This is a genomic window from Pseudoalteromonas sp. MB47 (assembly GCF_011319765.1).
Classification (GTDB): domain Bacteria; phylum Pseudomonadota; class Gammaproteobacteria; order Enterobacterales; family Alteromonadaceae; genus Pseudoalteromonas; species Pseudoalteromonas simplex.
The window spans coordinates 13,924-39,804 of record NZ_VFBD01000030.1 but is presented as its reverse complement, the minus strand read 5'-3'; the positions used below and the strand labels follow the sequence as shown (position 1 = coordinate 39,804).

Below are 25,881 nucleotides of genomic sequence, written 5' to 3'. Positions count from 1 at the left end.
TTTCAAATCAAAAATCTAAGGTTTTATATTAGCTTATGTCATCGCCCATCTTAATTACCGGCGCAGGCCAACGTATTGGACTCGCTCTGGCCGAGCACTTATTATCGCAAGGGCAAGAAATCATAGTCACTTATCGTACCCGCCATGCAGCAATTGATGTGCTTGCAGGCAAAGGCGCTATTTGTATCCATGCAGATTTTAATAGTGACCAAGCTATCGGGCACTTTATTGAAGAATTAAAAGCGCATACCAACCAGCTCAAGGCAATTATTCATAATGCATCTAGCTGGGATTGCGAAGCAAATAATCACGATTACGCTGACCTATTTGATAACATGATGCGTATTCATGCCAAAGCGCCCTATTTAATTAATTTAGCAGCCTCTGACTTGCTACTGCATTATCAGCAAAACAGTGGCCAAGCCGCAGATATTATTCATTTAACTGACTATGTTGTTGAAAAAGGCAGTCCTAAGCACCTTGCTTATGCAGCAAGTAAAGCGGCGCTTGATAATTTAACAAAGTCGTTTGCCGCTAAATTTGCACCGGCCATTAAAGTGAATGCTATCGCTCCCTCGCTGATCATTTTTAACGAGCACGATAGCGACGAGTACAAAGCCAAAACATTAAAGAAATCGCTAATGGGCATTGAGCCCGGCTGCGCCGAGATTATTAACAGCGTAGAACTAATACTAAGCAGCCACTACATCACAGGTCGTTCTATGCCTGTTGATGGTGGCAGACATTTAAAATAACGAATTACTGAGAAAGCTATGCACGATGATTTAAAAAACAGTTACCAACAAATAATTACTGCGGTAGGTGAAGATCCTGCTCGTGAAGGATTACTCGACACACCAAAGCGCGCTGCAAAAGCAATGGAGTACCTGACTAAAGGTTACCGTCAAACATTAGACGAGATCACCAACAATGCGGTATTCACTTCAGACGCCGATGATATGGTTTTAATCCAAAACATTGAGCTTTACTCTATGTGTGAACATCACTTATTACCGTTTGTTGGCCGCTGTCATATTGCTTATATTCCTAACGGCAAAGTACTTGGTTTATCGAAGTTTGCGCGAATTGTTGATATGTATGCGCGTCGTTTTCAAATTCAAGAACAATTAACTCATCAAATTGCTAAAGCGGTTGAAGAAGTAACAGGTGCGAAAGGTGTTGGCGTAATCGTTGAAGCAAAACACATGTGTATGATGATGCGCGGCGTTGAAAAACAAAATTCAAGCATGCGTACATCAGTTATGTTAGGTAACTTCAGAGCCGATCCAAAAACCCGTAACGAGTTTTTACAACTAGTTAGAGGGTAATGATGGCCAACGCAATTATTAATGTCACTAACCTCAGGCTACGAACCTTTATTGGTTTTAATCCTGAGGAACGTGAGAAAAAACAAGATGTAGTGATTAACTTAGAAATCCACTACCCTGCAGATCAAGCCTGTGAAACTGATGCAGTCGATAAAGCGCTAAACTACAAGACTATTACCAAAGAAGTGATCAGCCTTGTCGAAGAAGGCCACTTTTTGCTGTTAGAAAAATTGGTTGCTGAGATTTTAGCAATTTGCCACCAGCATCAAAGTGTTCACTATGCCAAAGTACGCGTTGATAAACCGCACGCGCTGCGCTTTGCAGATTCAGTATCACTGACTCTTGATTGGCAAAAAAGCTAGAATAAGAATTTATCAAGCCCTACTGCAAAGGCAAGCACAGCTAAATAACGTGCGCCTTTGCCTAGGGTCACGAGTAACAAAAAGATTGAAAACTGAACCCTAAAAATTCCGCCAACTACCGTTAACGGGTCGCCGACAATAGGCAGCCAAGCAAACAGCAAACTGTAAATACCGTACTTATTAAATTGCTGTTCGGCTTTGTCTATCGACTTTTGTGAAACGGGAAACCATTTACGGTCTTTAAATCGCATGACTTGCGTGCCCAGCCAATAATTAACACAGCTCCCAAGCACATTGCCCACGGTTGCACTTAACCATAATAGCCAAATTAAATAGTCACCACTGGCTATCATAGCGGTCATCACTAATTCTGAAGAGCTAGGTAATAGGGTAGCTGCAATAAATGCGCTGAAAAATAACGATAAGTAGGCCATAAACATCACATAAAAAAGCTCAGCAAATGGCTGAGCTTTTAGTATATGGCAATTAGTTTACTTTATAAATTCTATCGCCATTGGATATTTAACTTCTTTACCATCGTTGGCTTTAATCGCCGATACTACCACCATAATCAATGAGAATAGTGCAACCAATGGCAGCAGAATGACACCAACGACAACAAACATCAGCATAAAGCAGACAATGTAAGCAATCATCATGGTTAATTGAAAGTTTAATGACTTGCGACCATGCTCAGCAACGAGCGGCATTTCTTCTTTTTTTACAAGCCAAACAATCAAAGGCCCAATCACTGAGCCAAACGGAAAAAGTAAACCAGCTAAGGCACTTAAGTGACAAAACATTGCCCAAGTGCGCTGGTCTTTATCTGCCACAATTATTTCAACTTTTTGATTATCATCCATTTTAAATTCCTTGTTATGGGTCTATTTGTCTCTTTACTATAAACCTTAATAGCATTTTACCCTAGCTAAATTGATTAAATTTAAAACTCTCAACCAGCAAAAAGGCTGTAATCAATGCCGTGATAAAAATGTGATAACTTCGTGAAGGTTTTTGGATATTGCTATTCGATACTGATTTTGAATCATCAAAAACAGGAATCTCACATGAAAGCTTTACCTTTAACTTTGTTCGCTGCATGCGCAGTAACTAGCCTTACAAGCCAAGCAGCTGAGCTTGATGTAAAACTAACTAACCTCACGCAAGGTTTACACTTTACCCCTATTCTCATTACGGCTCACAACAGTGACAGTAAACTCTTTAGCGTTGCTATGCCTGCTTCTACAGCCCTACAGACAATGGCTGAGGGTGGTAATCTCGAGCCATTAATGACTGAAGCCACAGCCGCAAACAGCGACATGGTTGCCAACCCAGCTGAAGGCCTATTGGCGCCAGCAAGCTCAACGATGGCGAGTTTATCTACCAGCGATGGCAATAATTACTTATCGCTCACAGCCATGCTGCTGCCTACCAATGATGGCTTTGTGGGTTTAGATAGTTGGATGATCCCAACAGAAGCTGGTACCTACACTGTTTATCTCAATGCCTATGATGCAGGTACCGAAGCCAATGATGAGCTTGTTGTTGAGGGTTCAGGCATGCCGGGCACGCCAGGTATTCCAGCTGCACCGGGCGGCAATGCGGGTATGAATGGCAGCGGCGTCACTAGTAGCGAAACGAATATGATGGTGCATATTCATCCGGGTAATTTAGGTGACGACGATTTAGAAGCAGGTATGAGTGACCTTGATAACACGGTACACAGATGGTTAAACCCAGTTGCGATGCTAACAGTTACGGTTAAATAGGAGGTTATTATGCGCTTTTCAAAAAGCTTAATTATCCTCGCATTAAGTGCCGGCCTTGCGGCCTGTGGGGATTCAGATAATAACGAGGTGGAAGTAACAGATCCTGTAATGCCCGTTATGAGCTATGAATTTACAGTACAAGTTACGAATTTAACCAATGCCCAACCATTGTCATCGATTGCAGCCATTGCTCACTCTGAGGGTATGCTTTGGCAAATAGGTGAACCAGCTTCAGCTGCGCTCGAATTAATGGCTGAAGGAGGAGATAACAGTGAATTATTAGCAACTGATTTTGCTATGGCCTCAAGCTCAGCTGAGAGTCCACTCCCTCCAGGTGAGCAAGTCACTTTAATGCTGAGTACTGAGCAGCTTGATTCATTAAAAATCAGCTTAGCGACCATGTTGGTGAATACAAATGACGCGTTTACCGGTCTTAATGCAATAGACGTGTCTTCGTTAGCGGTTAATGAGTCACTGTCTCGCACTAGTTTTGCCTATGATGCAGGCACAGAGGCTAACTCTGAAGCACTAGGCACGATCCCAGGCCCTGCCGACTCAGGCGAAGGCTACAACGAAATGCGTGACGATATTAACCGTGTTGCAATGCACCCAGGTGTGGTTAGTCAAGATGATGGCCTGACAAACTCAGTGCTCACCAGCCAGCATAAGTTTGATAACCCGGTTGCTCGGATCACGATAACGCGGACGCAATAATAATCGCACTCCTTACACCGAGGTCATAAGGATGTGCCTCTGTGATTTGGAGTGAGCAATGCGCCAAGAAAAATTATTAATCGTCGAAGATGATAGAGCAATACGCCAACTTATCAGCACACAATTACACTGCCTAAACCTACATATTGATGAAGCCTCGAGCGCTGAAGCTGCAATAAAGAAGCTTGCCAGCTCAAGTTACGGCTTGGTGCTACTCGATATCAATCTACCACAAATGGATGGCTTGAGTTTATGCCGCAAAATTAAAGAGCACTACCCAAGCATTGCCGTTATTTTACTAACTGCACTCAGTAGCGATATGGACAGAGTGATTGGTCTGGAAATGGGCGCTGATGATTACATTTGCAAGCCGTTCTTCGCCAGAGAGTTACAAGCACGAATAAAAACACAATTACGGCATAGGTCACAACTTATGGCAGCCCATTCACATCATGAAGATAGCGCTCAAGCAGTCATTCAACTTGGTGAACTCCATATTGAATTTGCCAGCCACCAAGCATTTTTAGCTGACCAAGCAATTAACTTAACCGCCACCGAATTCGATTTACTAGTCTATTTTGCTAAACACCCAAACCATGTTTTTAGCCGCCAACAGTTACTAGACCAAGTGTGGGGTTACCAACACAGCGGCTACGAGCATACGGTTAATTCCCATATAAACCGTTTACGCAGTAAGTTTGAGCAGCATCACCCTACAACCTTTATCGAAACAGTCTGGGGCGTAGGCTATAAATTAAACCCTAGCCAATTGAGTGTAAACTAATGAAATCAATGACGCTTTATCAAAAATTGGCTTGGTCATTGGTGCTTATTTTTAGCCTGTTGTGTGCACTGGTTTTAAATTGGAGTAAGCAGCTAGAGCAAAGCTCTGTACACCATGCTCAGCAAAACTTGCACCTTCAATTAGCCGAACATTTAGTGCATGATAACCCACTGATCCAGCAAGGTGTGTATGACTATGATGCACTAGAAAACTTATTTCACACGCTGATGATACTTGGTCCGGCTTTTGAGTTTTATTTTGTAGACCCAGAAGGTCATTTACTGACTTATTCAGCCAAACCGGGGCAAGTCGTAAGGAAACAAATAAACTTAACCCCGATACAGCAGCTACTCGATAACCCCACTGCCACGCCGATTTATGGTGATGATCCGCGTAGCAACGATGGCGTAAAAATATTTTCGACCGCGCCAGTTTATAATCAGCAACAGCTGCAAGGCTATCTATACGTAATTATTGGCGGGCAAGCTTACGATACAACCCTTAAAAACATTAAAGCCAATGATAACCTTTGGCTTGCTGCCATGTGGTTTATAGCTGCCTTACTCGCTCTCTTTATTGCGATGTTGCTGTTATTTCGTTTTTTCACCTTACCGCTCAAAAAACTCAATAAAGAGCTTAATAAAATAGAAGCGGCTAACTACAGCCTAACCAAAATGTCATTGGACTCTAGCTACACTGCTGATGATGAAATTGGCAATTTAAGCAAAGGCGTCAATGCCATGCTCGCACGTATTGATGAGCAGTTTCAGTCATTACAGCAAGCCGATAAACAACGCCGTGAGTTACTTACGCATTTATCACATGATTTACGTACGCCGCTATCTTCACTGCACGGCTTTCTTGAGGTGATCAATAAACCGGATAGCCACTTAAACGAGCCTGAGCAACGTCATTACCTCAACCTTGCAATGGATAACTGCCAGCAATTAAAACATCTGATCGAACAAATTTTTGAGCTTGCTAATTTAGAGTGCGGCCAAGTAAAAATTCAATCAGAGACCTTTAATTTAGGCGAGTTGATTTATGATTGCGTGGCAAAGCTTGCACTCACTGCACAATCCGCAGGAATTTCACTCAGGGTTATCCCAGAAATTTGCGACTTTACCGTAACGACAGACATTGCAAAATTAGAGCGGGTACTAACAAACTTAATTGAGAATGCTATTCGACACACCCCAAGTGGCGGTGAAATTGCCGTTAAGGTTAGCCAACAAAGTGATCAGTTATACGTGGCAGTATCTGATACCGGGGTTGGTATTCATGAGGATGAACTCAATGCTATTTTTGAACCTCATTATCAGGCCCGTAATAGCATAAAACGAGGCTCAACAGGCTTAGGACTGGCTATTTGCAAGCAATTGCTCACCCTAATGGATAGTGAAATAAACGTCAGCAGTACCTTAGGAAAAGGCAGTGAGTTTCGTTTTAATTTAGCAATGCAGGCACCCGCTTAATCACGGATGCCTGCGTTGTTATTATTTTTCGATACCCGCTAAATCTAGCATAAATGCATAATATAAAGCGGTGTCTTGTAAGCTCTTAAAGCGCCCAGAAGCACCGCCATGACCTGCTTCCATGTCAGTTTTAAAAAGCAATAGGTTATCATCGGTTTTATATTCACGCAGCTTAGCAACCCATTTTGCTGGCTCAAAATACTGAACTTGAGAGTCATGCAAGCCGGTGGTGACTAACATATTTGGGTAAGCCTGCTTCTTAACTTTGTCGTACGGCGAATACGACAGCATATAATCGTAATAGACTTTATCGTTCGGGTTACCCCATTCGTCATACTCATTCGTTGTTAGTGGTAAGCTGGCATCTAGCATAGTCGTGACCACATCAACAAAAGGCACTGCCGCAATCACTCCTTTATAAAGTTCAGGCGCTTGATTTACAACAGCTCCCATTAGTAAGCCACCCGCACTGCCACCCATGGCAAAAACATTATCTTTATCTGCATATTTTTGAGCAGCCAATGATTTAGTCACATCAACAAAGTCATTAAAGGTGTTTTGTTTATGAAGTAACTTGCCGTCTTCGTACCAAGGACGACCCAACATCTGCGAGCCACGGATATGTGCAATTGCAAATACAAAACCACGATCGAGTAAGCTTAATCGTGAACTAGAAAAGCTCGGATCCATGGTCGCACCATACGAACCATAGCCATATTGCATAAGCGGATTAGAGCCATCTTTTTTAAACTTATCTTTTCGATAAACAAGGCTCGCTGGAACATCAACACCATCTCGCGCAGTTACATATATGCGTTCAGATGTGTAATTGCTCGGGTTGAAATCACCCAATACTGTACGCTGTTTAAGCAGTGTTTTTTCGCCACTTTCGAGGTTGATATCGTAGCTACTACCTGGGGTTGTCATACTTGAATAGTAAACACGTAAATTAGGGTTATCTAACTCACTATTACCATAGCTAAAAACCATATACGTTGGATCATTAAACGCAACTATTTGCTCTTGTTGGTTGCGAAGGTCACGAATAGTGATACGGGTTTGCCCCATTTCACGTTCTTCATAAACCAAGTGATTGTTAAATAACTCAATACCCTCAAATTTAACCTTATCGCGACCAGCAATAACCGTTTGCCAATTGGTTTTATCATGGGCTTTATCACGGTGCACTTTCATCAGTTGGAAGTTAACCGCATTTAAATTGGTAACGATGTAATACCAATCACCTAATTTTTGAATATCATATTCAAGCCCAGCTTCACGTTCAATAAAACGTTTTGGCATTGCTTTGACATCATTAGCATCAATAACCGAGACACCCGACGCACTGGTGCTGCCATGACTAATATAGATTTCTTGTTGGTCTTTACTCTTGTAAATACCGGTGTAGTAACTGGTGTTTTTCTCTTCGTAAACGAGTTCGTCGTCGGCTTGCGGGGTGCCTAGCGTATGGCGATATACTTGGTAGCCTAACAGCGTTTGTAGGTCTTTTTTGATGTAGTAAAAGGTTTTGTTGTCATTAGCCCACACGACATCACCTTCCGTGCCTTCAAGGCTCTCTGTGAGCATTTTACCTGTGGTTAAATCTTTAACTTTAATTGTGTAAATGCGACGACTAACTGTATCTTCACCGTAAGCAAGTAAATTGCCATTTGGACTCACAGCTAAACCGGTGACAGCAAAGTAATCATGATTTTTAGCAAGCTCATTTACATTTAAAATAACTTGCTTACCCTCTCCTTGACTATCTTGGCTACGCACATAAACCGGATATTCATCATCACCACGCGTTTGTGAGAAATAATAATAATCCCCTTTTTTTGTCGGTACGGTATCGTCATCCTTTTCAATACGTCCTTTAAGCTCTTCGAAAAGGGTGTTTTGTAGCGTTTGAGTATGTGCCAATTTGCTTTCAACATACGCATTTTCAGCATTTAAATGAGCAATAACAGCGGCATCTTTGCGCTCATCATCACGCATCCAGTAGTAGTTATCGATACGTGTGTCACCATGAATGGTCATTTCATGAGGTATTTTTTTAGCAACGGGAGCTGCTATTTGAATCGACTCAGTTGCAGCCGATTGTTTTATTGTATCTTTTTCATTTGAGTCATCAGGAGCTTTATTACAGGCAGTTAAAATAGCTAAAGAGAGTGCCGCGAGACAAAGTGAGTGGCCAACTTTCATAGGGATCCTAAATTAATTTTTATTATTAAGTCCCTAATATAAGTAATTAACCGTGAATTTATAAGTAGCCTTTGTGAAGCAATGTAAAAAGGGAGCCGAAGCTCCCTTTTATCACTTATTTTTCAAATAATTACTTTTGCTTACGACGACGCATGAATGCGAACGGTGCAGCAAGTAATGTTAACCACGCTAGTGAACCTGAAGAAGATTTTTTCTTCTCTGGTTCTTCAACTACAACATCTTCTGCCGGGTCTTGTGTTACTGCAATAGTAATCATCACCGCTTCAGACATGTTGCCCGCAGAGTCAACTGCAGTTACTGATACTTCGATAGAGGTTGTTTGCTCATAATCGATAGCACCCGCAACCATTAACTCACCCGCATCGCTGATGCTAATACTATCACTACCTGTCACTTCATATGTTGCGATAGGAGTTAGGTCTGCATCAGGGTCAGTTGCAGTCACAGTACCAATTACAGTGCCTTCTGCAGCATTTTCTTGAACAGAGAACTCACCAAGTTCAGCATCGATTACTGGGTTAACTTCTTCTGGCTCGTCAGCAACGTTCATAACTTCAACAGTCACCATCGCTGATTCAGAAATGTTACCTGCAGAATCGGCAGCAACAACTTCAAGTTCAATGCTCATCATACCAGCATCGTAGTCAAGCATTTCGCTGTTCATTACAACAACATCACCTTCAGCAGTTACTGAAACAGCTGAAGAAGTAGAATTAACTACAATGTATTCAGCGATTGGATTAGCAAGCTCAGCACCATATGTTGCTTCTAGTGTGCCGATCACTGTATCTACTGCCGTGTTTTCATCTACAGAGAATGACGCATCAGCAAGAACAGGTGCAACGTTAGCATCTTCGCTTGGTGTTGCTGCGTATGCTTTTGAACCTGAGTCAGATAAGATCATGAAGTCTGCACCAGCGTTCAATAACGTTGCAGAAGCGCCAGGCTCTAATGAGCTAACTACTTCGCCAGCTTCATCAACTAGAGCTGCATATACGTCACTTGATGCGTCTGTGAATGTGTATGTACCCATTGCAACATCGCCTTCGCCTGATGCAATTGGTGTCCACGTTTCTTCTTCTGTACGGAAACGTACATTTGCAGTCGCTTTACCAATATCATCAGCAGTTAAGCCGAATGCACCTAAACAGCTTTGCATTGTAAGATGGTTGTTACCAATAACTTGATAAACATTATCTAAGAAACCTGACGAACTACCATAACCGTGAGTAAAGGTAATTGCTGTGCCTGGCTCAACATCGTAGAACCATTCTAATTTACCATTTTGTACTGTTACATCGTATGTACCATCTTGGTCTACGTCGAAGTCAGCCATGAAACCACCCACGTAAGAGTGAGTAATACCCTCATTCATCACAAGAGTAGTCAAAGTAACATAACCGCTATCACAGATATCCGTAGGTACTTGGAATGTTTCGATTGATGCACCCACTAAGTCAAAGCGTTGGTCTTCATCAACATCATCAGTCATCACTGTAGGAGCAAATACTGGCTCAAGTGCAACAGCACCTGTATTTGTTAACTCATGAGCAACACCATTATCTGTCATTACAGGCATGAAGCTCATTGCTGCATTTGCTTTTGGTAATACGTGGTAAACAAGGTGGAATGCTTCATCGCTACCATCTGAGAAGATTAACGCACCATCAAGCTCTAAGTTCGTTAAATCAGCCGTTGCATCTTGTGAACCGATATTGTCATCAGTTAATGTCCACTCTGGTAACGTTGCAGGGTCAATCGTCGCAGTCACATCAAATGACATAGTTTGACCTGCTGGCACTGTGATTGACTCTGGGTAGTCAAGTGCGAATGAACCACGTTCAACATCATCTGCATAACGCTGCTCAAGAGAAAGTGTATACACTTGATCTTCGTTAGAGAAGTTCTTAACTTGAACTGTTTTAGTAAGCTCAACGGCTTCAGATGCATTTACTAAACCAAACGAAAGCGCTGCTTGTTTAGTATCTGCAGCCCAAGCAGCAACTGGTAAGTTAGCAGCCTTGTTTACATCAACAAGACCCGCACCGATATAACTAATTGGCGCAAGCTCAGCATCAGGGTTAAGTGCTAACGGCTCCATAGTCACATTTAGGTTTGCTGTGTTCATTAACGTCGCTTTGATTTCAAACGCGTTACGCTCTGGAAGCGCTTCTTTTAATAAGCTCACCGCACCAGCAGTAATTGGGCCCGAGAATGACGTACCCGTTGCGCCAGTAAGGCCATCACCAAGGCCTGGGTGAGCAGTCATAATGTTAACACCTGGTGCTGTAATTTCAGGTTTTAACAGACCGCCCATTGAAGGACCACGCGATGTGAAATCAGCAATCGCGCCTGAAAGAACTAAACGTTCAACTGTTAGATTAAATGTACCGCCCGCTTTAAGTTCTGTACCTGCTGCAAATGTTACACCTACAGAAGGGATAGTTACTGAAGGATCTGAGCCACCCATAGGGGCAGGCGTGCCATCATCTGTGCTATTTGCAATGATTACAAATGCAGCACCTTTTTCTTGTGCATAATAAACTTTTGCACTGAAGTTACAGCCGCCACGGTCAAGAATAACGCCCTTTCCTGTGAAATCTACGTCATCAGCAAATGCTTCACATGCAGTTTGATTTGCATCTGGGTAAACAAGCTCAATATCATCATTTGAGAAACTAAACGCTGTTTGTGGACCGAAGCTTGCTGGTTGCACAATTGCTTCTTCGCCATTAATTGTACCGCTACCAATTGACTCTGCACCTGTCGGGTGAGTCATTGCACCTACTGAAAGAGCATTTTCAGTTGTACTTGGACCACCAACGATGAATGGATATGCGCCATCGTTACCAGCAGAGATAACAACGTTTGTGCCAAGTTTAACCGCTTGGTTGATGAACAGGCCAACTGCATCGTTGGCAATATCACCGTAATCGCCACCTAGAGACATATTGATAACATCAACACGGTCACTAATGTCGCCATTGCCATCAGGGTCCATTGCACTTTCAAGTGCGAGTAGTTGTGCAAGACCAGGACAACCGCTATTACATACCGAGTAAACAAATAAATCTACGTTTGGCGCGATGCCATTAACAGAGTGAGAAACGTGTGTACCGTGGTTAGTTGTTACATCAATTGGATCATCGTCGTAATTGATGTAGTCATAACCACCTAATACTTTACCTTGAGGCCAATCAACCGACGCAGGATCAGCAATAGCTGCAGCATAGGCTTCATCCGTACCCGCACCACCAAAGGCTGTATGAGTGTAGTCAATACCTGTATCAAGCACAGCAACGCGTACACCTTCACCTGTTGCTAAACCATTTGATACTAAAGGCGTTGCTTCAATATAGTCAGCGCTGTCAGCAACATGCAATTCATAATCATATACTGGGTAAATACCCTCAACTTGAGAATTTGATAGTAACTTAGCAACATCTTGCTTATTACCATTAACTACGATTGAGCTAACTAGAGTCGAAGTTTTAGCAACAACCTGAAGAGGTAAATCCATGCTGTTGATTGCTTGCTCTACACTTGCTTGTGCTACTTTTGCTTGCGCTTGAATCGACGCAACGTCTGCACCCATTGTTTTTGCGTTAATAGATGCTGGAGCATTAAGTTTTACAAGCCAGCTTGTTGCTTCACTGCGAACTTTTTGTTCTTTTTTAGTGACAGCGCTCGCTTTAATTAATTTTTTGCCGGCAAGATTATATTTAGAAAAGTCATTGGCTTGTGCACTAGCGCACATTGCACTTGTTACAGCCAAAGCAACTGCAGTTCTTTTTATTAGATTATTAGACATGGGTTCCCCTGGGATATGTTATGTTATCGTCTAAATAGTGATTGAAACAAAGTTTCAACCCCAATATAAAACGTAAACACAAACAAGAACAACATTTTAGTTACAAAACAATTACATTTATTTGAGAGTGAAATACACAAACAACCACAACTTACTGTTTATAAATAATTTTATATAGTAAAGAACAGTTGTAAATATTTGTAAATGAAAATTATGTGTTGAGTTTTAATAAATAGAGTACTTTCAAATGAATTCAGAAGTTATCAACATTCTTACCATGGCAAAGGTGATTCAAACTGCTGTTGCACCCGTCTTTTTAATTACCGGTATTGCAGCAACATTAGGCGTGCTTTCCAACCGCTTGGCGCGTATTACCGATCGAGCGCGACAGTTAGAACGCAAGCTTAAAGTCAGTACCGATGAAGACTTCAATAAGTCGCTTACAACGGAGCTAAGGGCACTGTTGAAACGCTCTCGCTGCATCCATATTGCATTTAGTCTAAGTGTACTCAGTGCCTTATTAGTATGTGCTGTGGTTATGTGTCTATTTTTATCGCATATTCAATCTATCAACTTGAGCGTGACAATTGCTAGCTGCTTTGTGGCTGCTATGGCGCTTTTGATATGTGGATTTTTATCTTTACTATGCGAGGTTTTCTTAGCAACAAGAAGCATGCGCCGCGGCATGATCTTCGCTGATATTGATATAAATGATTAAATTAAACTTAAGTTAAGATTAACCGCAATACACTTGAATATTATATTGAGCTAAGATAAAACTCAGTTAGTTTACTTTTATGACATCTTAAGGGGCAAAAGGAATGAAATTAAAACAATTAGTAGTGGGTGCAATGCTTTCAACAATGGCACTAGGCGCTTCAGCAAATTCTGTATTTGAAGAGCCAAGCGATGCAATCGAGTATCGTCAAGCAGCATTTTCAATGATCCGCGTACAAATTGGTGACATGGGCGATATGCTAAAAGGAAAAGTACCTTTTGATGCAGAACGTTTTCAAAAGCGTGCCGACAATGCAGCGGCATTATCTAAAATGCCTTGGGAAGCTTTCGTAGCGGGTTCTGATAAAGGTGATACATCTGCGCTTGCAGCTGTATGGAGCGACAACGAAACCTTTATGAAAAAAGCAGTTGCTTTCCAACAATATGCTGATGAGCTAGCAGTTGCAGCGCAAAGTGGCGATAAGAAAGTAATCGGCAAAGCATTTGGCGCTTGGGCTAAAGGCTGTAAAGATTGCCATAAGTCTTTCAAAGACTAGTTAAAAACTTAAACTAAAAAGGCGCTTATTAGCGCCTTTTTTAATGTCTTATACCAATTAGCTTAATTAAGTGGTCTATTTTGAGGCAATAGAACCTCGTTGATAGCAAGGCAAAAATTTCGTTATTTAGTTTGTTCTAAATCAGAAATTTTTAACGCAGGTAGCGACAGGTTTTATCCCTCAAAATGATTAAGTATTATTGCGGATTGGTATTAGATTACCTAGCCAAGCAAATAGCTGAGCGGCTCTGCACCCCAAGTCGTAAATAGCACCACTAAGCACACTGCAAAAATAACAAAAGCTATCAACGGTGATTTAGTAACAGGCTCAGTAACCGCAACTTGCTCACTATTGCCCGTTAGCATAGGCTTCACTAAGTTCTTACCCTTAATGCGGTAAATCACAATCGCTAATACATGCAACACAATGGCATACAACAAAATATCAAAGTTTAAATGATGGAGCCAACCCGCAAACTCTACGGTATCTGAGGATACATGCGCCACCAGCGGGCCATCCGTTAAAATATCGTCACTGGTCATTAAGCCAGAGGTTAACTGTACGATGAGTAGCGCAAAAAAGGCTATCACCATATAACTACCCGCCGCGCCATGACCCGCTTTATGTTCATTGCTTGTAAATGACTTAATTGCAGCAACAGGAGAGTGAATAAGTGCAGAGAGCTTTGCCGTTTTACTACCAATAATACCCCAAACAAGACGTGTAATAATAAGCGCTAGAGTGAAGTAGCCTGCAGTAAAATGCAGCTCCAACATACCTTCTTCAGCACTAAAATAGAGGGTTGCGATGGCGGCAACTAATAACCAATGGAAGCTTCTTATAAAGCCATCCCATACTTTAACTTTTGACATTGTAACTTTCCCTTTAAAAGATGCTAATGATTTCAGCAACAGGCTCGGCTATACATTATTGCAAACTTCAGTTATTTTGACACACCTCTATTTCAGCTGTTTTGATCTGAGCCATAACAACAAACATGAGCGATAAGATGCATAAATCAACAATAAGAGCCTTGCTAAAAGGTTTTTTCGACATGCTCCCCTTATGCCTTGCGGTGCTACCTTGGGGAATTTTATGTGGCTCGTTAGCTGTTCAAAATGGCTTCAGTGCCCTAGAAACACAAGCTATGTCGTTGTTGGTATTTGCAGGTTCAGCACAGCTCGTTGCGATTGAATTAATGGCAGGCAATACGCCGCTTTTAACTATTTTATTTACCACACTCATTATTAGCTCACGGCACTTTTTATATGGTTTAGCTATTCGCCACAAAGTCATAGATCAACCCTTTCGTTGGCGACTGCCAGTGAGTTTTGTACTAACCGATGAATTATTTGCTTTTTCGCACCATCGCAAAGCGTACCGAACGAAAGTACGCCTTATTTATGCACTCAGTGCCGGTTTTAGTTTTTATATTGCATGGAATATCTGGACCTTGCTAGGTATTGTCGCAGGAAGCCTCCTTCCCGATTTAACACACCTAGGTCTTGATTTTGCCATCGCTGCCACGTTTATTGCTTTAGTTATTCCGGGTGTAAAGAACTTTGCAACACTGGCTACTGTGATCACCGCAGGCATTGTTGCAACGCTATTAAAAAGTCAGGGCTTTCAACTTTGGCTTGTCACCGCGGCTCTTATCGCTATGACAGTGGGTTACCTAATTAGTCGCTGGCAAGCAAAAGAGGAGCATACACAATGATGATCACCATTTTATTAATGGCGTGTATCACCTTCTTCACACGTTACTTATTTTTACACCGCGCATTACCATTTAAAGTTGGCCCGAAAATGCAGCAATTTTTAAGTTTTAGCGCCCCTGCCGTACTCACCGCAATTTGGGTGCCCATTGTGTTTATTAATGACGAAGGGATAAATCTAGATTGGCAAAATCCTTACCTAAGTGCTGCTGTTGTGTCTGTTATCGTGGCCTATAAAACACATAACATATACTACACAACACTGGCAGGAATGGGATTATTTATAATTTTAAGTTAGCTGCGATGCTTATCCCCAAGTAAGAAAAGCCGCTGATTAAAATTTACCCTTTTAGAAAAATGCCAAGCAAGTTAGAATCAATGCAACAATAATAAAAAGTTATCACTATGAGCGAATTTCACCAACTCTCAGCTACCAGCCTACAAGGCCAAACCGTTGACTTTTCTGATTTTGAAAACAAGGTCGTACTTGTTGTAAACACTGCAAGTAAATGTGGCTTCACTCCACAATATGAAGGCTTACAAGCACTGCATGAAAAGTATCATGAGCAAGGCTTAGTAATAATTGGTTTTCCTTGTAACCAATTTGGTAAACAAGAGCCTGGGGACGCGAAGGAAATTAAAGAAGGCTGCCTCATTAACTACGGCGTTAGCTTTTTAATGATGAGCAAAGTCGATGTGAATGGCGAACATGCTCACCCTGTTTTTAGATACCTAAAATCAGAGTTACCGGGGTTTATCACCCGCAAAATAAAATGGAACTTCACCAAATTTTTAATTGGTAAAGATGGCAAAGCAATTAAGCGATATGCGCCACTCACAAAGCCTGAACAGCTCGAATCAGACATAGCAGCTGCACTGGGCAAATAACAAAGTCTAAAAGCAATAAAGAGGCAAATTGCCTCTTTATCTAAATTTATGCTTAGTCGTTCAAGTACTCGTCAAAGTCGTCATCGCCTAAGTTTCTACGCAAGCGTTTTTGTTCAAGATAGTCTTCCAACTTCTTCTTAACGCGTTGCTTTTTCTTGTCGTGTTGATTACGCCCGACCATTTCGTACTCGTCTTCAACAAAATCGTCATCTAGCGCGTCATAACTAAATGTCTTACCCACAACCCACTCCATAAAGTGTTTGAGACCAATTCTTGAGATTAAAATTTGCTCGATGAATTGGCAAAGATTAAAAAGCTCAGTAGTAATTTAGTATCTAAAAAACCACCAAAATAAAGCCATACACCCATGCTAAATAGGTCATATGTCAATATTGTGAATAAATAGCGCTAAATTTGATTTCTGAAAAGTGAGAGTTTTTTATCGTTTCGATAAGAGTCATTTATGCATGTGTGTTTTTTAGTTAATTTGACTAAAAAGTGGTTAAAAAATTATTGACCGCAATTTTCAAAAAATCATAAAAACACATCAAACCATTGAATTAATTGAACTTATAAATTATGGCATTCAATTTGATTATGTATTTGTGTCATTTCAAACAGGAAAGAAAAAAATGAAAAAGTTATTGTTAGTAAGTTCTTTATTTATCGCTACCGGCGCAATGGCTCATAACGATAATGATACAAATATTTCATTCAGCGGTGAGCAGTGTGATGTTGAATTTATAAATGATGTACGCATTACACCAAGCGAGTTAGAAGTATACACAGCCGATAATCGCACTATGAAAATCATCGATCAACACACTTTATATATCGATGGTCAAAGCGTGTCGCTTGATGCTTCACAACAGCAAGCAATTGCAGATTACTCAGACAGCTTACGCAGCCAACTTCCTGAAGTAGCAAATATCGCACTTGATGGCGTAAAAATAGCAGGTGTGGCCATCGAAGAAGTATCAAATGCTTTCAATATTGATGGCCTAAGCGACATTTCAGAATTAATGGACGATATCAGTGTAGAAGTGCAAAACGCTTTCTATCAGCAAGGTGCGTTCACCATGGGTCAGCAAAATTTCGAAAAATTTGGCCAAAACTTTGAAGACCAATTCGATGAGCAAATCGAATCGGCTGTCGAGTCAGCCATGATGCAATCGATGGGCAGTATTTTAGTGGCGCTAGGCTCTGAGCTTTTAGGTTCAGGTGGCGACATGGATGAATTTGAACAACGTATGGAAAACATGGGCGCACAAATCGAAGCACGCGTAGAAACACAGGCAGCTCAACTTGAAGAGCGTGCAGATGCATTATGCGGCAGCTTTGCTGATATCGCTCATAAAGAGCAAGAGTTAGTGGTGCTAGTACCAGAGCTAAAAGAGTATCAACTATTTACTTTCAAACAGAATGCTGAGTAATTGACTAATTAACATCCCTGAACCAAAACACTTGGTCCTTTCGCGCAGAGCTTGCTCTGCGCTTTTTTATTTTTTGGCCAGCACAGTCAGCTGCGATAACGCTTTAATCGCCTGCTCTAAACTCTCAGACCAAGGCAAGCCATAACTTAAACGAAAACAGCTACGGTACTTTTTACCCGCTGAGAATATCAACCCCGGAGCAATACTGATCCCCGCCTCTAGTGCCAGATGAAATAACTTTACCGCATCATATTGGCTACCAAGGTCAACCCAGATAACACAGCCCCCTTGCGGGTTACTTATACGCGCACAACTTGGCATATATTGCTGCAGGCACCAAATCATACGTTCTTTATTGGTACTTAAGCGCTGTCTAAGCAAACGAATGTTACGGTCGTACTCACCGCTAGCTATAAACTCATACAAGGTCCACTGGTTTATAAGTGGCGCAGAGCAACTAAGCGCGCGTTTGTGTCGCCTTGCTTGTTCTGCAAACTTACCGGCAATGATCCAACCAATGCGGTAACTAGGTGCGGCTGTTTTTGAAAACGACGCGCAGGTGATCACTAAGCCCTTTTTTGAATAAGCTTGTGCAGGCGTGGCGCGCTTAGCTGTAAAATGTAAGTCGCCATAAACATCATCCTCAATAAGCACCACGTCACGCTGCTCTAAAAGTGCCACTAATTGCTCACGCTTGGCATCAGGCATAAAACTGCCAACTGGGTTATTTAATGAGGTTGAAAACACACAGGCTTTTATATCATGTTCATCGAGTGCTTGAGCCAAGTCATCTAGCCATATTCCTTCATCGGGGCACAGCGGTATTTCCAGAGCCTTTAAACCTAAGCTTTCAATTAACTCGATAATGCCAAAATAACAAGGCGACTCGATAGCAATAACATCACCGGGTTTAGCCACACACTTAAGGGCAATCGCCAGTGCCTCTTGAGCACCATTGGTGATAACTAATTCATCGCTATCAACCCCAATACCAAAGTCCAGATAGCGATGAATTAGCTGTTTTTTAAGTGGTGCAAAGCCATCCATCGGCCCGTAATTAATTGCCGATGCGCCAGCTAATGTCATGACTCGGCGCATTGTTCGTGCCAGTGCTTTATCTGTCGGTGCAGCAGCCACAGGGTTGGCGATACCAAATGGCACCACATTAGCTTTGTGGATAGCGCTGTAGACTTGCTCAATCAAGCCTTGCTTATTGACTGTGGTAGGCTCTCGACTGAGCCTAACTCGCTTTGGTCGAGACTGATTTAACTGTGATGACTTTAAAAAGTACCCTGACTTTTCTCTGGCTTCGATCAGCCCTTGCCCTTCAAGTAATTGATACGCTTGCTTTACAGTAGGAATACTGATGTTGAGCTTGTCTGCCATTTTTCTGAGCGAAGGTAACTTTTCACCCGGTAATAACGAACCTTGCAAGCAAAGATCTCTAACTAGCTGAATAACTTGTTGATATAAGAACTCACTGTTACTACGACTGATAACTTGTGACATAGCCCACCAAACTGTATAGGTTGCATTTCTAGTTTTCTGTATATGTTAAGTATACAGAAGAGGATTAAAATGAACATACTTTCAATTTTTGGGTACTAACTATGAAAAGCGCCGCTCTTTACCTTGCTACAGTACTGATCTGGGGATCGACTTGGCTAGCTATTGAGTTTCAACTGGGTGATGTTGCTGTTGAGGTCTCTTTATTTTATCGCTTTGCCATTGCAGCCATTTTAATGTGGGCCTTTGTGCTGGTAAAAAAACTCCCTATGCAATATTCACTGCGCGATCACGGATTTTTTGCATTATTGGCTTTATTTAACTTTGGTTTAAATTATTTAGTGCTGTATTGGGCGCAGAACTATCTCACCTCAGCAATGGCCTCAATTGCCTTTTCGATGTTGCTATTAATGAACATTATTAACACCCGCTTGTTCTTCGCAAAACCAATTGCGAAACGAATTTACTTTGGTGCTTTACTCGGTGTAATGGGTATTGCCAGCTTGTTTTGGCCACAAATTCAGCAATTCGACTTGAGTAATGGTGCGTTGGTCGGGTTACTACTTGCGCTGTCTGGGACCTTTGTGGCTTCATTGGGGAATATGGTCAGTGTTCGAAACTCTCAGCGTAATATTGGCGTACTTCAAGGCAATGCCTGGGGTATGTTATACAGCGCTTTAGGGCTAGCAGCTTATGTTTTAGTAAGCAACGTTGAGCTGACATTGAATGCCCCAACCAGCTATTGGGTATCGCTCTTCTATTTAGCAGTATTTGGTACCGTAATCGCATTTGCTTGTTACTTCGCGCTACTTAAAAATATCGGCCCTGAGCGAGCAAGCTATGTAATCGTATTATTCCCACTGGTTGCAGTGGTCTTAAGTACTTTATTTGAAGGATTTGAATGGCAAGCAAATACCTTTATGGGTTTTAGCCTAGTGTTATTCGGTAATGCTATCGTGCTGACTCCAACTCGACAAATTAAAGCATTTTTTGCTGCACGTAATCTGCAGCAAAAAAGCTCCGTCCCCAGTTAGAAGTGACTATGTCGCCTCTAACACCAAGCGCTGGCAAATTTTGCCGGCGCTTTTTTATGGCACATGAAAACGAAGTGCTTGTTTGTGAATCTTAACTTTAGCCGGAGTAAAACCAACGAGCTCACCATCGGCTTCTATAGCCAGTCCTTTCGTGGTGATCTCGGCAGTCGTTAACTGGGTATATTCCAGCGCGTGCAAACTATGATGCTTTACGAGCAGTAAATACAAAAAGCTGATCAGGTTTTTCAATAAACCGCCAGCTGGCATGCAGTAGCAATCAAGCTGACCATCATTTAACTTTGCCCGAGGGGCAATTTTTAAGCCACCACCAAAGTAATGATGATTAGCAAAAATCGTCGCTAAATTACTGTAGTTGAGTGCTTTACCATTAAACTCCCCCTTAAGTGAGCGTGCCCGAAATGAAAATAGCTGTTTGATGCCCTGCCAAGTGTAGCCAAACGAGCTGAAACTTCCGGCTTTATTTAGTTGCGTCACGACTTCAGCGTCAAACCCTATTCCCGCCACATTAATAAAATAGCGCTGATTGATTTGTCCAACATCGATTAATTCTGTACGGCTATTAAAAACAGCCTCATACCAAGCCTGTTTTTTACACGTAAAGCCACGCGCAAAATCATTTCCTGTGCCTGCTGGAATTAACGCGATAGAACAGCGACTCGACATTAATGCATTAACAGCTAAATGCAGCGTCCCATCACCACCAATCACCACAACTTGACTCTGGTTTTTAGCCAAATGCGTAATATCAGCGCAATCATTCTCAAACTTGCCTGTGGTTAAATACAATTCAGGCTCAATCTGTCTTTTTTTACATTCTTTTAGTAGCCAATCAACACTGTTTTTATGATTTTTTTTGTCACTTGGCTTTATTATTATCAACATCAACGGTTACTTCTTTTCTTACATGGCAAAAACACCACGCTCGTTCAAATTATATTAATCTGAATAATTAGTCACTTTCTCACTCTAAAAACGCATAAATAAAAACACCAAAAGCTAAAAACCTTTATTTACTTATACTTCAACGCAAACACAATTGCATAAGCATGCAGCGCAATGTGTATTTAAAAACTTAACCCCATGTTAATAAAAGACTTTCGGATTAGAAAAAGTTATCCGACAGACTCAATTTTTATCGTTTTATTTTTGTTCAGTTTGATTGCAAAATACTCACGTTTTCAACCAAACACAACCCGGAGCAAAGTAATGAACCCAATTAATACATTAAACCAAAACGCTGCAACTCATGTTGCCGTAAAACCAACAAACCGCAAAGCAAAAATGTTGGCAAAACTAAATCGCTACGGCAAAAAGTTAGCTCTTGGCGGCGCAGTACAACACAAGTAATCCCCAACCATGGTTACTTTATCGGTGCAGTAAACACCCAACCACTAACGAAGATCCTTCTTTAGCTCCTCCGTTTACTGCCCCAACCCCCTTCTTTTAAGTTAAAAACAGCAAATAATTAAACCTTTTTACAAAAAACACCCTCTTTACGCTCAAAAAACAAGCAAACAAACTTTTTCCTATTTACACAGCCGATTCAGCTAAGTATTATTCTCGCATCACGATGTGGAGAGATGGCAGAGTGGTCGAATGCACCGGTCTTGAAAACCGGCAGGGGTTTGTAGCCCCTCTAGGGTTCAAATCCCTATCTCTCCACCACTTATTTTTATTTGTTGATTTATTTCAGCAAATTACAATCAGAATTATGCGCTGGAGAGGTGGCCGAGTGGCCGAAGGCGCTCCCCTGCTAAGGGAGTATAGGGTTTGTAGCTCTATCGAGGGTTCGAATCCCTCCTTCTCCACCATTTTATTATTAAAAACCGCTTTTTAGCGGTTTTTTTATGTCCGAAAACTTGCACTCCTCATTATATTTCATGCATGCTAAGTATCTATTTGCTACACAAAGTGATGCTATGTTTCGTTTTGCATTTTTTACTCTTGCCCTATCTGCCAGCGCCAACAGTCAAGCCACTATTTATAAGTGCATGATTGACGGGGTTGCCACCTTTACAGAGCAGCCTTGTGGTAAAGATGCAGCAATAGTAAAAATTGCACCACCACCCGCAAGTAACCAACCCCCAGCCACAGAGCAGCCGCCAAATCCACAAAAGCCTGCAGACTTAAGTGTTGAAGATTATTTAAAAATTCAAAAAGCCGATCGCGAAATAGCCCGCCTTCAGTTAGAGATCAAAGAACTACAAAAACAGCAGAGTGAGCGCATTGGTAAACTCAGCAATATGACACAAGATGCCGCAAACAGGTTAGGCGCAGCGTCTATTGATGATGCTATTAGCAAACAAAGCGAACGTATTAATGCTTATTATAAAAGCCAAATCGCCACCCTCGAAAAGCAAGTATCACAGCTAGAAGAAACCAAAAAACAGCTCAAAGAACGAGCCTCACAATCCAATTAGTCTAGCTTACCAAAACTGGTCAGACATGATATAACAAGATTTGCTGATTAAGTTTAGGGATCAATCGTTTTGCAAATTCATACGCTCGAAGGTTATATCCAAAATATCTATTTGGTTGAATACCCAGATAAATTGATGCTACTTGATGGTTGTTGCCGTGCTGATGTTGATACTGTATTTGACTATATTACCGAACAACTCAAGCGCCCCATCACAGACTTAAAACTAATAGTAGTCACCCATATGCACCCAGATCATGCCGGTGGAGCGCATGCATTAAGAAAGTTAAGCGGTGGAAAAATAGCGACGTCGAACGCCCCAGGGCAATGGTATAGAGGCATTGATGGTTTCTTAATGCATTTAACCGATATTGCTTTGGCTTGGTGGGTCGCCGGTAGGTTAAATAAAAAACGCCACAATCTTTGGTACAGCCGCCATTTAGATGCTGACTATTACCTTGCAACTGATGCAACCCTACCCGGCTTTGACGATTGGCAAGCACTGCATAGCCCAGGTCATACCGACCGAGATATTAGTCTGTATCATATTCCTAGCGAACGAATTTACATTGCTGATTTATTAGTAAAAGTAAAAGGGCAGCTTGTGCCACCCTTTCCTGTTTTTTACCCAAAGCTGTATTTAAACTCTTTGTTGATGCTAAAAGCGCTGCAACCAAAACGAATTATGTTTGCCCACAGTAACGAAGTTAGTATTGATGACATCGACTTTGAGCAAATTTTAGCGCTGGTCCCCGAAAAACCAATGACGCACTGGCGTTCTGTCAAAGCAAAGGCTCGACAAGCTCTTAATTTAAAGCGCTTTTCACAGTTGTGATAAAAGTATCTATATCCTGCTGATCATTATAAATATGAGCAGAGACTCTTAAGCCTAAGTGACGTTCATCAACTGCAATATTCGCTGCAATAAGCGCAGCTTTTACAGCCGCTTGTTGCTCACCAAAATGCATAATGGCTGTTCCAGAACATTTGTCATCCTGTATTGGTGAACGCATATAATCAGCTAATTGATCATGAAACTGCGCGAGCATTGCTAAGTTATGAGCGCGTACTTTCTCAATACCAAGATCAGCAAAGTAATTAATACTATGCGAAGCCAAAATATAAGGTGCAACTGAAGGGGTACCGCCCCAAAAGCGCAACGCGGTTTGATGATAAGCAAAGTGCTTAATATCAAACTCAAACGGATTTTGATGAGAAAACCAGCCAACATCTTGTGGCTGACAAAGTGATAGCTGCTTGCGGTTAACCCATAAATAAGCAGCACCCGGTCCACCACATAGCCATTTGACACTCGAGCCCAACATAAAATCGGCATCAAGCTTAGTTAAGTCGACCTCTAAAATGCCCGCAGACTGTGCAACATCAAGTAAGCTCAATGCGTTGTGTTGTTTCGCGATATTTATAATTTCGTGAATAGGCGCTTGCTGACCCGTGTTTGAATAAACATGGCTAATAAAGACTAAATCAATATCATTTTTCGCTAAATATGACTGCCAAACCTGAACATCGGTTAAGTCTTCATGCTTACCAATAAACACGATTTCAGCACTTTCAGGTAGGGCTTTTTGCATTGCAAAACCCATGCTTGGAAAATCACTTTCTGCCATCAACACTTTGCAATCTTCTTGTTGAAGTCGCGGGTGCGACATCAACAGCTTAGTTAAACCACTCGATAAGTTAACTTGTGGGCAAAACAACTCACTATGCGAGTTAAATAATTTAGCGAGACTACTCGTAAACGCCTCAACACCTTGCAGCCACTGTTGCCATGGCTCTTTATTTTCATTTTGCCAAGCGGCAAAAAACTGCTGATGAAAATGCTGCTCAGCAGATTTTAATGGTCTTCCAACAGAGTGGTTAAGCAAATAGCTGCCTTGTGGAATTACAAAATCGTTTTTGTTCATTACTTAATCCACTGTTTTAACTTAGTTAAGTCATCGAAACGGGTGCGAATATCATCCCGCTTTGCTGCCGCACGGCGATCACGCAACTGCTCTAGTGAGTTTAGTAACACATGCAAAGGCGGCCCACTGGCTGTGACTTTATCCATATGTTGTTGCTGCATTTGCTGTGAAGGCTGCGCTATGTATTTACTGACCAATTGATTATGGTGGCCAATGGCAGTATCACCATGCAGTTTACACACTTGAATGAACAGCTTTAAGTTAGTTTGTAACCATTCACTATCGCGCTCAGTTTCTGCAGCTAAGAAGTCATCCATAATACTTGTCATACGCATGCTTTCACGCAGGATCTGCTGATCTTCAGGCATCATATACAAGAATTTATCCACCAGCATTTGCGAGTAACTAGGTTCATTAGCAAAACAAAGACCAAGCAATAAATCGATGACATTTATGCCCGCAAAATCACCGGCGTTCGCACCTCGATATACCTCTTTACCTACTCGATACGGCTTGTAATACGGACGTACACAATAGAAAAATCGATCTGTATCGAGCTTGTTGTATAGCGTATTGTTCGACTCAATCACATCAAGCAGCGCTTGTTTTGCTACTGCCAGTAAATCAGCCGTGATAGGGTGCGATATCCCTAATGGCTGAATTTTTAATAAAGCATCTGCCGCGCGCTTATACGCTAAAATGCCCTTAGTGTTGTAATCGACAAAGATTTTCTCATCTTCAAGGTCAGTAAAGCGCTTATACAAACCATCAACCGCTTTATTGTGGGTGGTTAAATGCGCCGTTGCAAAACGCGGGGTTACACCTATAGATGCACCAATGTGCATTGCCAACGCAGAGGCTTCAACAAGCGGTGAACTTGTTTCACGAGAAGGCTCAGTGATTTCATGTCGACGGCATGCCGCCATATACAAGCCAACATTACCTAATAAATCGAAGGCGTTATCAAAGCCTTCATCGGTATTGCCCTCTGCCAGTAAGGCACGAATATGCTCATTACCCTCTTGCTCTAATTGACGTTTAAGGTGCTCACCGACACCCTCTACATTCGCTTTATCGTCTTGTTGCCAATATAGTTTTTCTAATTCGCTGTTGATCTCAACAAAACGGGTGCGAAGCCAGCTATCAAATGCCTTGGTGTTCTCAGTCACAGGCTCACTCCAAAATAATTATATTGCG

Annotated in this window: 27 protein-coding genes and 2 tRNA genes; 19 read left to right on the top strand and 10 right to left on the bottom strand. The window is 41.7% G+C overall.

The genetic code is table 11. The features are described 5' to 3' along the window. Positions 1–35: 35 nt before the first annotated feature. From folM to folX, 3 genes are read left to right on the top strand one after another with little or no spacing between them, the layout of a single operon-like run. A complete protein-coding gene (gene folM / locus IMPJCBKJ_RS17930) occupies positions 36–755 on the top strand; it encodes a dihydromonapterin reductase (RefSeq protein WP_166341421.1) in 720 nt (239 codons plus the stop codon). Positions 756–773: 18 nt separating this feature from the next. Further along, positions 774–1,328: a GTP cyclohydrolase I FolE gene (gene folE, locus IMPJCBKJ_RS17925; RefSeq protein WP_166341419.1), complete on the top strand. Its 555-nt coding sequence runs from the start codon at positions 774–776 to the stop codon at positions 1,326–1,328. A gap of 2 nt (positions 1,329–1,330) precedes the next feature. Continuing rightward, positions 1,331–1,690, top strand: coding sequence for a dihydroneopterin triphosphate 2'-epimerase (gene folX, locus IMPJCBKJ_RS17920; RefSeq protein WP_054554637.1), 360 nt, complete (start codon positions 1,331–1,333; stop codon positions 1,688–1,690). On the opposite strand, the gene IMPJCBKJ_RS17915 is transcribed toward folX, so the two are convergent. Further along, a complete protein-coding gene (locus tag IMPJCBKJ_RS17915; RefSeq protein WP_166341417.1) occupies positions 1,687–2,124 on the bottom strand; it encodes a YqaA family protein in 438 nt (145 codons plus the stop codon). The two genes, folX and IMPJCBKJ_RS17915, sit on opposite strands and share 4 nt — an antisense overlap. 57 nt (positions 2,125–2,181) lie before the next feature. Beyond that, positions 2,182–2,553 (bottom strand): DUF4870 domain-containing protein, encoded by a 372-nt coding sequence (locus IMPJCBKJ_RS17910; protein WP_054554635.1) that lies wholly within the window; start codon positions 2,551–2,553, stop codon positions 2,182–2,184. 204 nt (positions 2,554–2,757) lie between these two features. Here IMPJCBKJ_RS17910 and IMPJCBKJ_RS17905 point away from each other — a divergent pair, with 204 nt between their 5' ends. From IMPJCBKJ_RS17905 to IMPJCBKJ_RS17890, 4 genes are read left to right on the top strand one after another with little or no spacing between them, the layout of a single operon-like run. Then, positions 2,758–3,459, top strand: a complete 702-nt coding sequence (locus tag IMPJCBKJ_RS17905) for a spondin domain-containing protein (RefSeq protein WP_166341415.1) — start codon at positions 2,758–2,760, stop codon at positions 3,457–3,459. 9 nt (positions 3,460–3,468) lie between these two features. Beyond that, a complete protein-coding gene (locus IMPJCBKJ_RS17900) occupies positions 3,469–4,173 on the top strand; it encodes a spondin domain-containing protein (protein ID WP_166341413.1) in 705 nt (234 codons plus the stop codon). A 58-nt stretch (positions 4,174–4,231) separates the two neighbouring features. Beyond that, positions 4,232–4,957: a response regulator transcription factor gene (locus IMPJCBKJ_RS17895; RefSeq protein ID WP_166341411.1), complete on the top strand. Its 726-nt coding sequence runs from the start codon at positions 4,232–4,234 to the stop codon at positions 4,955–4,957. Continuing rightward, on the top strand, positions 4,957–6,432 hold the full coding sequence (locus IMPJCBKJ_RS17890; RefSeq protein WP_166341409.1) for a HAMP domain-containing sensor histidine kinase: 1,476 nt from the start codon (positions 4,957–4,959) through the stop codon (positions 6,430–6,432). The genes IMPJCBKJ_RS17895 and IMPJCBKJ_RS17890 overlap by 1 nt, the downstream gene beginning before the upstream one ends. Positions 6,433–6,453: 21 nt before the next feature. Here the strand turns inward: IMPJCBKJ_RS17890 and IMPJCBKJ_RS17885 are convergent, their stop codons facing one another. Together IMPJCBKJ_RS17885 and IMPJCBKJ_RS17880 are read right to left on the bottom strand one after the other, a co-directional pair. Continuing rightward, on the bottom strand, positions 6,454–8,637 hold the full coding sequence (locus IMPJCBKJ_RS17885) for a S9 family peptidase (RefSeq protein WP_166341407.1): 2,184 nt from the start codon (positions 8,635–8,637) through the stop codon (positions 6,454–6,456). Positions 8,638–8,767: 130 nt separating this feature from the next. After that, positions 8,768–12,469, bottom strand: coding sequence for a S8 family serine peptidase (locus tag IMPJCBKJ_RS17880; RefSeq protein ID WP_166341406.1), 3,702 nt, complete (start codon positions 12,467–12,469; stop codon positions 8,768–8,770). A 247-nt stretch (positions 12,470–12,716) separates the two neighbouring features. Between IMPJCBKJ_RS17880 and IMPJCBKJ_RS17875 the strand changes: the two genes are divergently transcribed. Continuing rightward, a complete protein-coding gene (locus tag IMPJCBKJ_RS17875; protein ID WP_054554628.1) occupies positions 12,717–13,187 on the top strand; it encodes a DUF2721 domain-containing protein in 471 nt (156 codons plus the stop codon). A 103-nt stretch (positions 13,188–13,290) separates the two neighbouring features. Then, positions 13,291–13,743, top strand: coding sequence for a cytochrome c (locus IMPJCBKJ_RS17870; RefSeq protein ID WP_058585373.1), 453 nt, complete (start codon positions 13,291–13,293; stop codon positions 13,741–13,743). 221 nt (positions 13,744–13,964) lie between these two features. Here IMPJCBKJ_RS17870 and IMPJCBKJ_RS17865 read toward each other — a convergent pair whose 3' ends face one another. After that, complete coding sequence (locus IMPJCBKJ_RS17865; RefSeq protein ID WP_054554626.1) at positions 13,965–14,615, bottom strand: cytochrome b/b6 domain-containing protein; 651 nt, start codon at positions 14,613–14,615, stop codon at positions 13,965–13,967. A gap of 137 nt (positions 14,616–14,752) precedes the next feature. On the opposite strand from IMPJCBKJ_RS17865, the gene IMPJCBKJ_RS17860 reads away from it, so the two are divergent. From IMPJCBKJ_RS17860 to IMPJCBKJ_RS17850, 3 genes are all read left to right on the top strand, one after another. Continuing rightward, on the top strand, positions 14,753–15,460 hold the full coding sequence (locus IMPJCBKJ_RS17860) for an AzlC family ABC transporter permease (protein WP_166341404.1): 708 nt from the start codon (positions 14,753–14,755) through the stop codon (positions 15,458–15,460). Beyond that, positions 15,457–15,756, top strand: a complete 300-nt coding sequence (locus IMPJCBKJ_RS17855) for an AzlD domain-containing protein (RefSeq protein WP_063529256.1) — start codon at positions 15,457–15,459, stop codon at positions 15,754–15,756. The genes IMPJCBKJ_RS17860 and IMPJCBKJ_RS17855 overlap by 4 nt, the downstream gene beginning before the upstream one ends. 107 nt (positions 15,757–15,863) lie before the next feature. Continuing rightward, entirely contained in the window at positions 15,864–16,346 is a 483-nt protein-coding gene (locus IMPJCBKJ_RS17850) for a glutathione peroxidase (protein WP_054563709.1), read from the top strand. Between the two features lie 52 nt (positions 16,347–16,398). Here IMPJCBKJ_RS17850 and IMPJCBKJ_RS17845 read toward each other — a convergent pair whose 3' ends face one another. Further along, entirely contained in the window at positions 16,399–16,587 is a 189-nt protein-coding gene (locus IMPJCBKJ_RS17845; protein ID WP_082389337.1) for a hypothetical protein, read from the bottom strand. Positions 16,588–16,978: 391 nt separating this feature from the next. On the opposite strand from IMPJCBKJ_RS17845, the gene IMPJCBKJ_RS17840 reads away from it, so the two are divergent. After that, positions 16,979–17,779 carry a YggN family protein gene (locus tag IMPJCBKJ_RS17840; RefSeq protein ID WP_054563710.1) on the top strand — a complete coding sequence of 267 codons (801 nt, stop codon included), beginning with the start codon at positions 16,979–16,981 and terminating at the stop codon, positions 17,777–17,779. Positions 17,780–17,845: 66 nt separating this feature from the next. Here the strand turns inward: IMPJCBKJ_RS17840 and IMPJCBKJ_RS17835 are convergent, their stop codons facing one another. Continuing rightward, a complete protein-coding gene (locus IMPJCBKJ_RS17835) occupies positions 17,846–19,288 on the bottom strand; it encodes a PLP-dependent aminotransferase family protein (protein ID WP_166341402.1) in 1,443 nt (480 codons plus the stop codon). A gap of 101 nt (positions 19,289–19,389) precedes the next feature. Here IMPJCBKJ_RS17835 and IMPJCBKJ_RS17830 point away from each other — a divergent pair, with 101 nt between their 5' ends. Further along, positions 19,390–20,319: an EamA family transporter gene (locus IMPJCBKJ_RS17830; protein ID WP_166341400.1), complete on the top strand. Its 930-nt coding sequence runs from the start codon at positions 19,390–19,392 to the stop codon at positions 20,317–20,319. A 54-nt stretch (positions 20,320–20,373) separates the two neighbouring features. Here IMPJCBKJ_RS17830 and IMPJCBKJ_RS17825 read toward each other — a convergent pair whose 3' ends face one another. Beyond that, positions 20,374–21,222, bottom strand: coding sequence for a YegS/Rv2252/BmrU family lipid kinase (locus IMPJCBKJ_RS17825; protein ID WP_166341398.1), 849 nt, complete (start codon positions 21,220–21,222; stop codon positions 20,374–20,376). A gap of 324 nt (positions 21,223–21,546) precedes the next feature. Here IMPJCBKJ_RS17825 and IMPJCBKJ_RS17820 point away from each other — a divergent pair, with 324 nt between their 5' ends. From IMPJCBKJ_RS17820 to IMPJCBKJ_RS17800, 5 genes are all read left to right on the top strand, one after another. Next, complete coding sequence (locus IMPJCBKJ_RS17820) at positions 21,547–21,687, top strand: hypothetical protein (RefSeq protein ID WP_166341396.1); 141 nt, start codon at positions 21,547–21,549, stop codon at positions 21,685–21,687. Positions 21,688–21,914: 227 nt separating this feature from the next. Continuing rightward, a tRNA-Ser gene (locus IMPJCBKJ_RS17815) sits at positions 21,915–22,005 on the top strand. Between the two features lie 53 nt (positions 22,006–22,058). Further along, positions 22,059–22,151, top strand: a tRNA-Ser gene (locus IMPJCBKJ_RS17810). Positions 22,152–22,259: 108 nt separating this feature from the next. Next, the gene (locus tag IMPJCBKJ_RS17805; RefSeq protein WP_166341392.1) at positions 22,260–22,760 is read left to right on the top strand and encodes a DUF4124 domain-containing protein; all 501 of its coding nucleotides are present in this window, start codon (positions 22,260–22,262) and stop codon (positions 22,758–22,760) included. A 69-nt stretch (positions 22,761–22,829) separates the two neighbouring features. Next, positions 22,830–23,594 (top strand): MBL fold metallo-hydrolase, encoded by a 765-nt coding sequence (locus tag IMPJCBKJ_RS17800; RefSeq protein WP_166341390.1) that lies wholly within the window; start codon positions 22,830–22,832, stop codon positions 23,592–23,594. On the opposite strand, the gene IMPJCBKJ_RS17795 is transcribed toward IMPJCBKJ_RS17800, so the two are convergent. Further along, entirely contained in the window at positions 23,566–24,684 is a 1,119-nt protein-coding gene (locus IMPJCBKJ_RS17795) for an aminotransferase class V-fold PLP-dependent enzyme (protein ID WP_166341388.1), read from the bottom strand. The genes IMPJCBKJ_RS17800 and IMPJCBKJ_RS17795 overlap by 29 nt on opposite strands. Further along, positions 24,684–25,853, bottom strand: coding sequence for a monodechloroaminopyrrolnitrin synthase PrnB family protein (locus tag IMPJCBKJ_RS17790; protein ID WP_166341386.1), 1,170 nt, complete (start codon positions 25,851–25,853; stop codon positions 24,684–24,686). Before IMPJCBKJ_RS17790 ends, IMPJCBKJ_RS17795 begins: the two co-directional genes overlap by 1 nt. Positions 25,854–25,881 lie beyond the last annotated feature (28 nt).

Bases quoted from the DNA above. Each gene is read 5' to 3' on its own strand.
- folM (WP_166341421.1), top strand. From the start codon at position 36: ATGTCATCGCCCATCTTAATTACCGGCGCAGGCCAACGTATTGGACTC.
- folE (WP_166341419.1), top strand. From the start codon at position 774: ATGCACGATGATTTAAAAAACAGTTACCAACAAATAATTACTGCGGTA.
- folX (WP_054554637.1), top strand. From the start codon at position 1,331: ATGGCCAACGCAATTATTAATGTCACTAACCTCAGGCTACGAACCTTT.
- IMPJCBKJ_RS17915 (WP_166341417.1), bottom strand. From the start codon at position 2,124: ATGGCCTACTTATCGTTATTTTTCAGCGCATTTATTGCAGCTACCCTA.
- IMPJCBKJ_RS17910 (WP_054554635.1), bottom strand. From the start codon at position 2,553: ATGGATGATAATCAAAAAGTTGAAATAATTGTGGCAGATAAAGACCAG.
- IMPJCBKJ_RS17905 (WP_166341415.1), top strand. From the start codon at position 2,758: ATGAAAGCTTTACCTTTAACTTTGTTCGCTGCATGCGCAGTAACTAGC.
- IMPJCBKJ_RS17900 (WP_166341413.1), top strand. From the start codon at position 3,469: ATGCGCTTTTCAAAAAGCTTAATTATCCTCGCATTAAGTGCCGGCCTT.
- IMPJCBKJ_RS17895 (WP_166341411.1), top strand. From the start codon at position 4,232: ATGCGCCAAGAAAAATTATTAATCGTCGAAGATGATAGAGCAATACGC.
- IMPJCBKJ_RS17890 (WP_166341409.1), top strand. From the start codon at position 4,957: ATGAAATCAATGACGCTTTATCAAAAATTGGCTTGGTCATTGGTGCTT.
- IMPJCBKJ_RS17885 (WP_166341407.1), bottom strand. From the start codon at position 8,637: ATGAAAGTTGGCCACTCACTTTGTCTCGCGGCACTCTCTTTAGCTATT.
- IMPJCBKJ_RS17880 (WP_166341406.1), bottom strand. From the start codon at position 12,469: ATGTCTAATAATCTAATAAAAAGAACTGCAGTTGCTTTGGCTGTAACA.
- IMPJCBKJ_RS17875 (WP_054554628.1), top strand. From the start codon at position 12,717: ATGAATTCAGAAGTTATCAACATTCTTACCATGGCAAAGGTGATTCAA.
- IMPJCBKJ_RS17870 (WP_058585373.1), top strand. From the start codon at position 13,291: ATGAAATTAAAACAATTAGTAGTGGGTGCAATGCTTTCAACAATGGCA.
- IMPJCBKJ_RS17865 (WP_054554626.1), bottom strand. From the start codon at position 14,615: ATGTCAAAAGTTAAAGTATGGGATGGCTTTATAAGAAGCTTCCATTGG.
- IMPJCBKJ_RS17860 (WP_166341404.1), top strand. From the start codon at position 14,753: ATGCATAAATCAACAATAAGAGCCTTGCTAAAAGGTTTTTTCGACATG.
- IMPJCBKJ_RS17855 (WP_063529256.1), top strand. From the start codon at position 15,457: ATGATGATCACCATTTTATTAATGGCGTGTATCACCTTCTTCACACGT.
- IMPJCBKJ_RS17850 (WP_054563709.1), top strand. From the start codon at position 15,864: ATGAGCGAATTTCACCAACTCTCAGCTACCAGCCTACAAGGCCAAACC.
- IMPJCBKJ_RS17840 (WP_054563710.1), top strand. From the start codon at position 16,979: ATGAAAAAGTTATTGTTAGTAAGTTCTTTATTTATCGCTACCGGCGCA.
- IMPJCBKJ_RS17835 (WP_166341402.1), bottom strand. From the start codon at position 19,288: ATGTCACAAGTTATCAGTCGTAGTAACAGTGAGTTCTTATATCAACAA.
- IMPJCBKJ_RS17830 (WP_166341400.1), top strand. From the start codon at position 19,390: ATGAAAAGCGCCGCTCTTTACCTTGCTACAGTACTGATCTGGGGATCG.
- IMPJCBKJ_RS17825 (WP_166341398.1), bottom strand. From the start codon at position 21,222: ATGTTGATAATAATAAAGCCAAGTGACAAAAAAAATCATAAAAACAGT.
- IMPJCBKJ_RS17820 (WP_166341396.1), top strand. From the start codon at position 21,547: ATGAACCCAATTAATACATTAAACCAAAACGCTGCAACTCATGTTGCC.
- IMPJCBKJ_RS17805 (WP_166341392.1), top strand. From the start codon at position 22,260: ATGTTTCGTTTTGCATTTTTTACTCTTGCCCTATCTGCCAGCGCCAAC.
- IMPJCBKJ_RS17795 (WP_166341388.1), bottom strand. From the start codon at position 24,684: ATGAACAAAAACGATTTTGTAATTCCACAAGGCAGCTATTTGCTTAAC.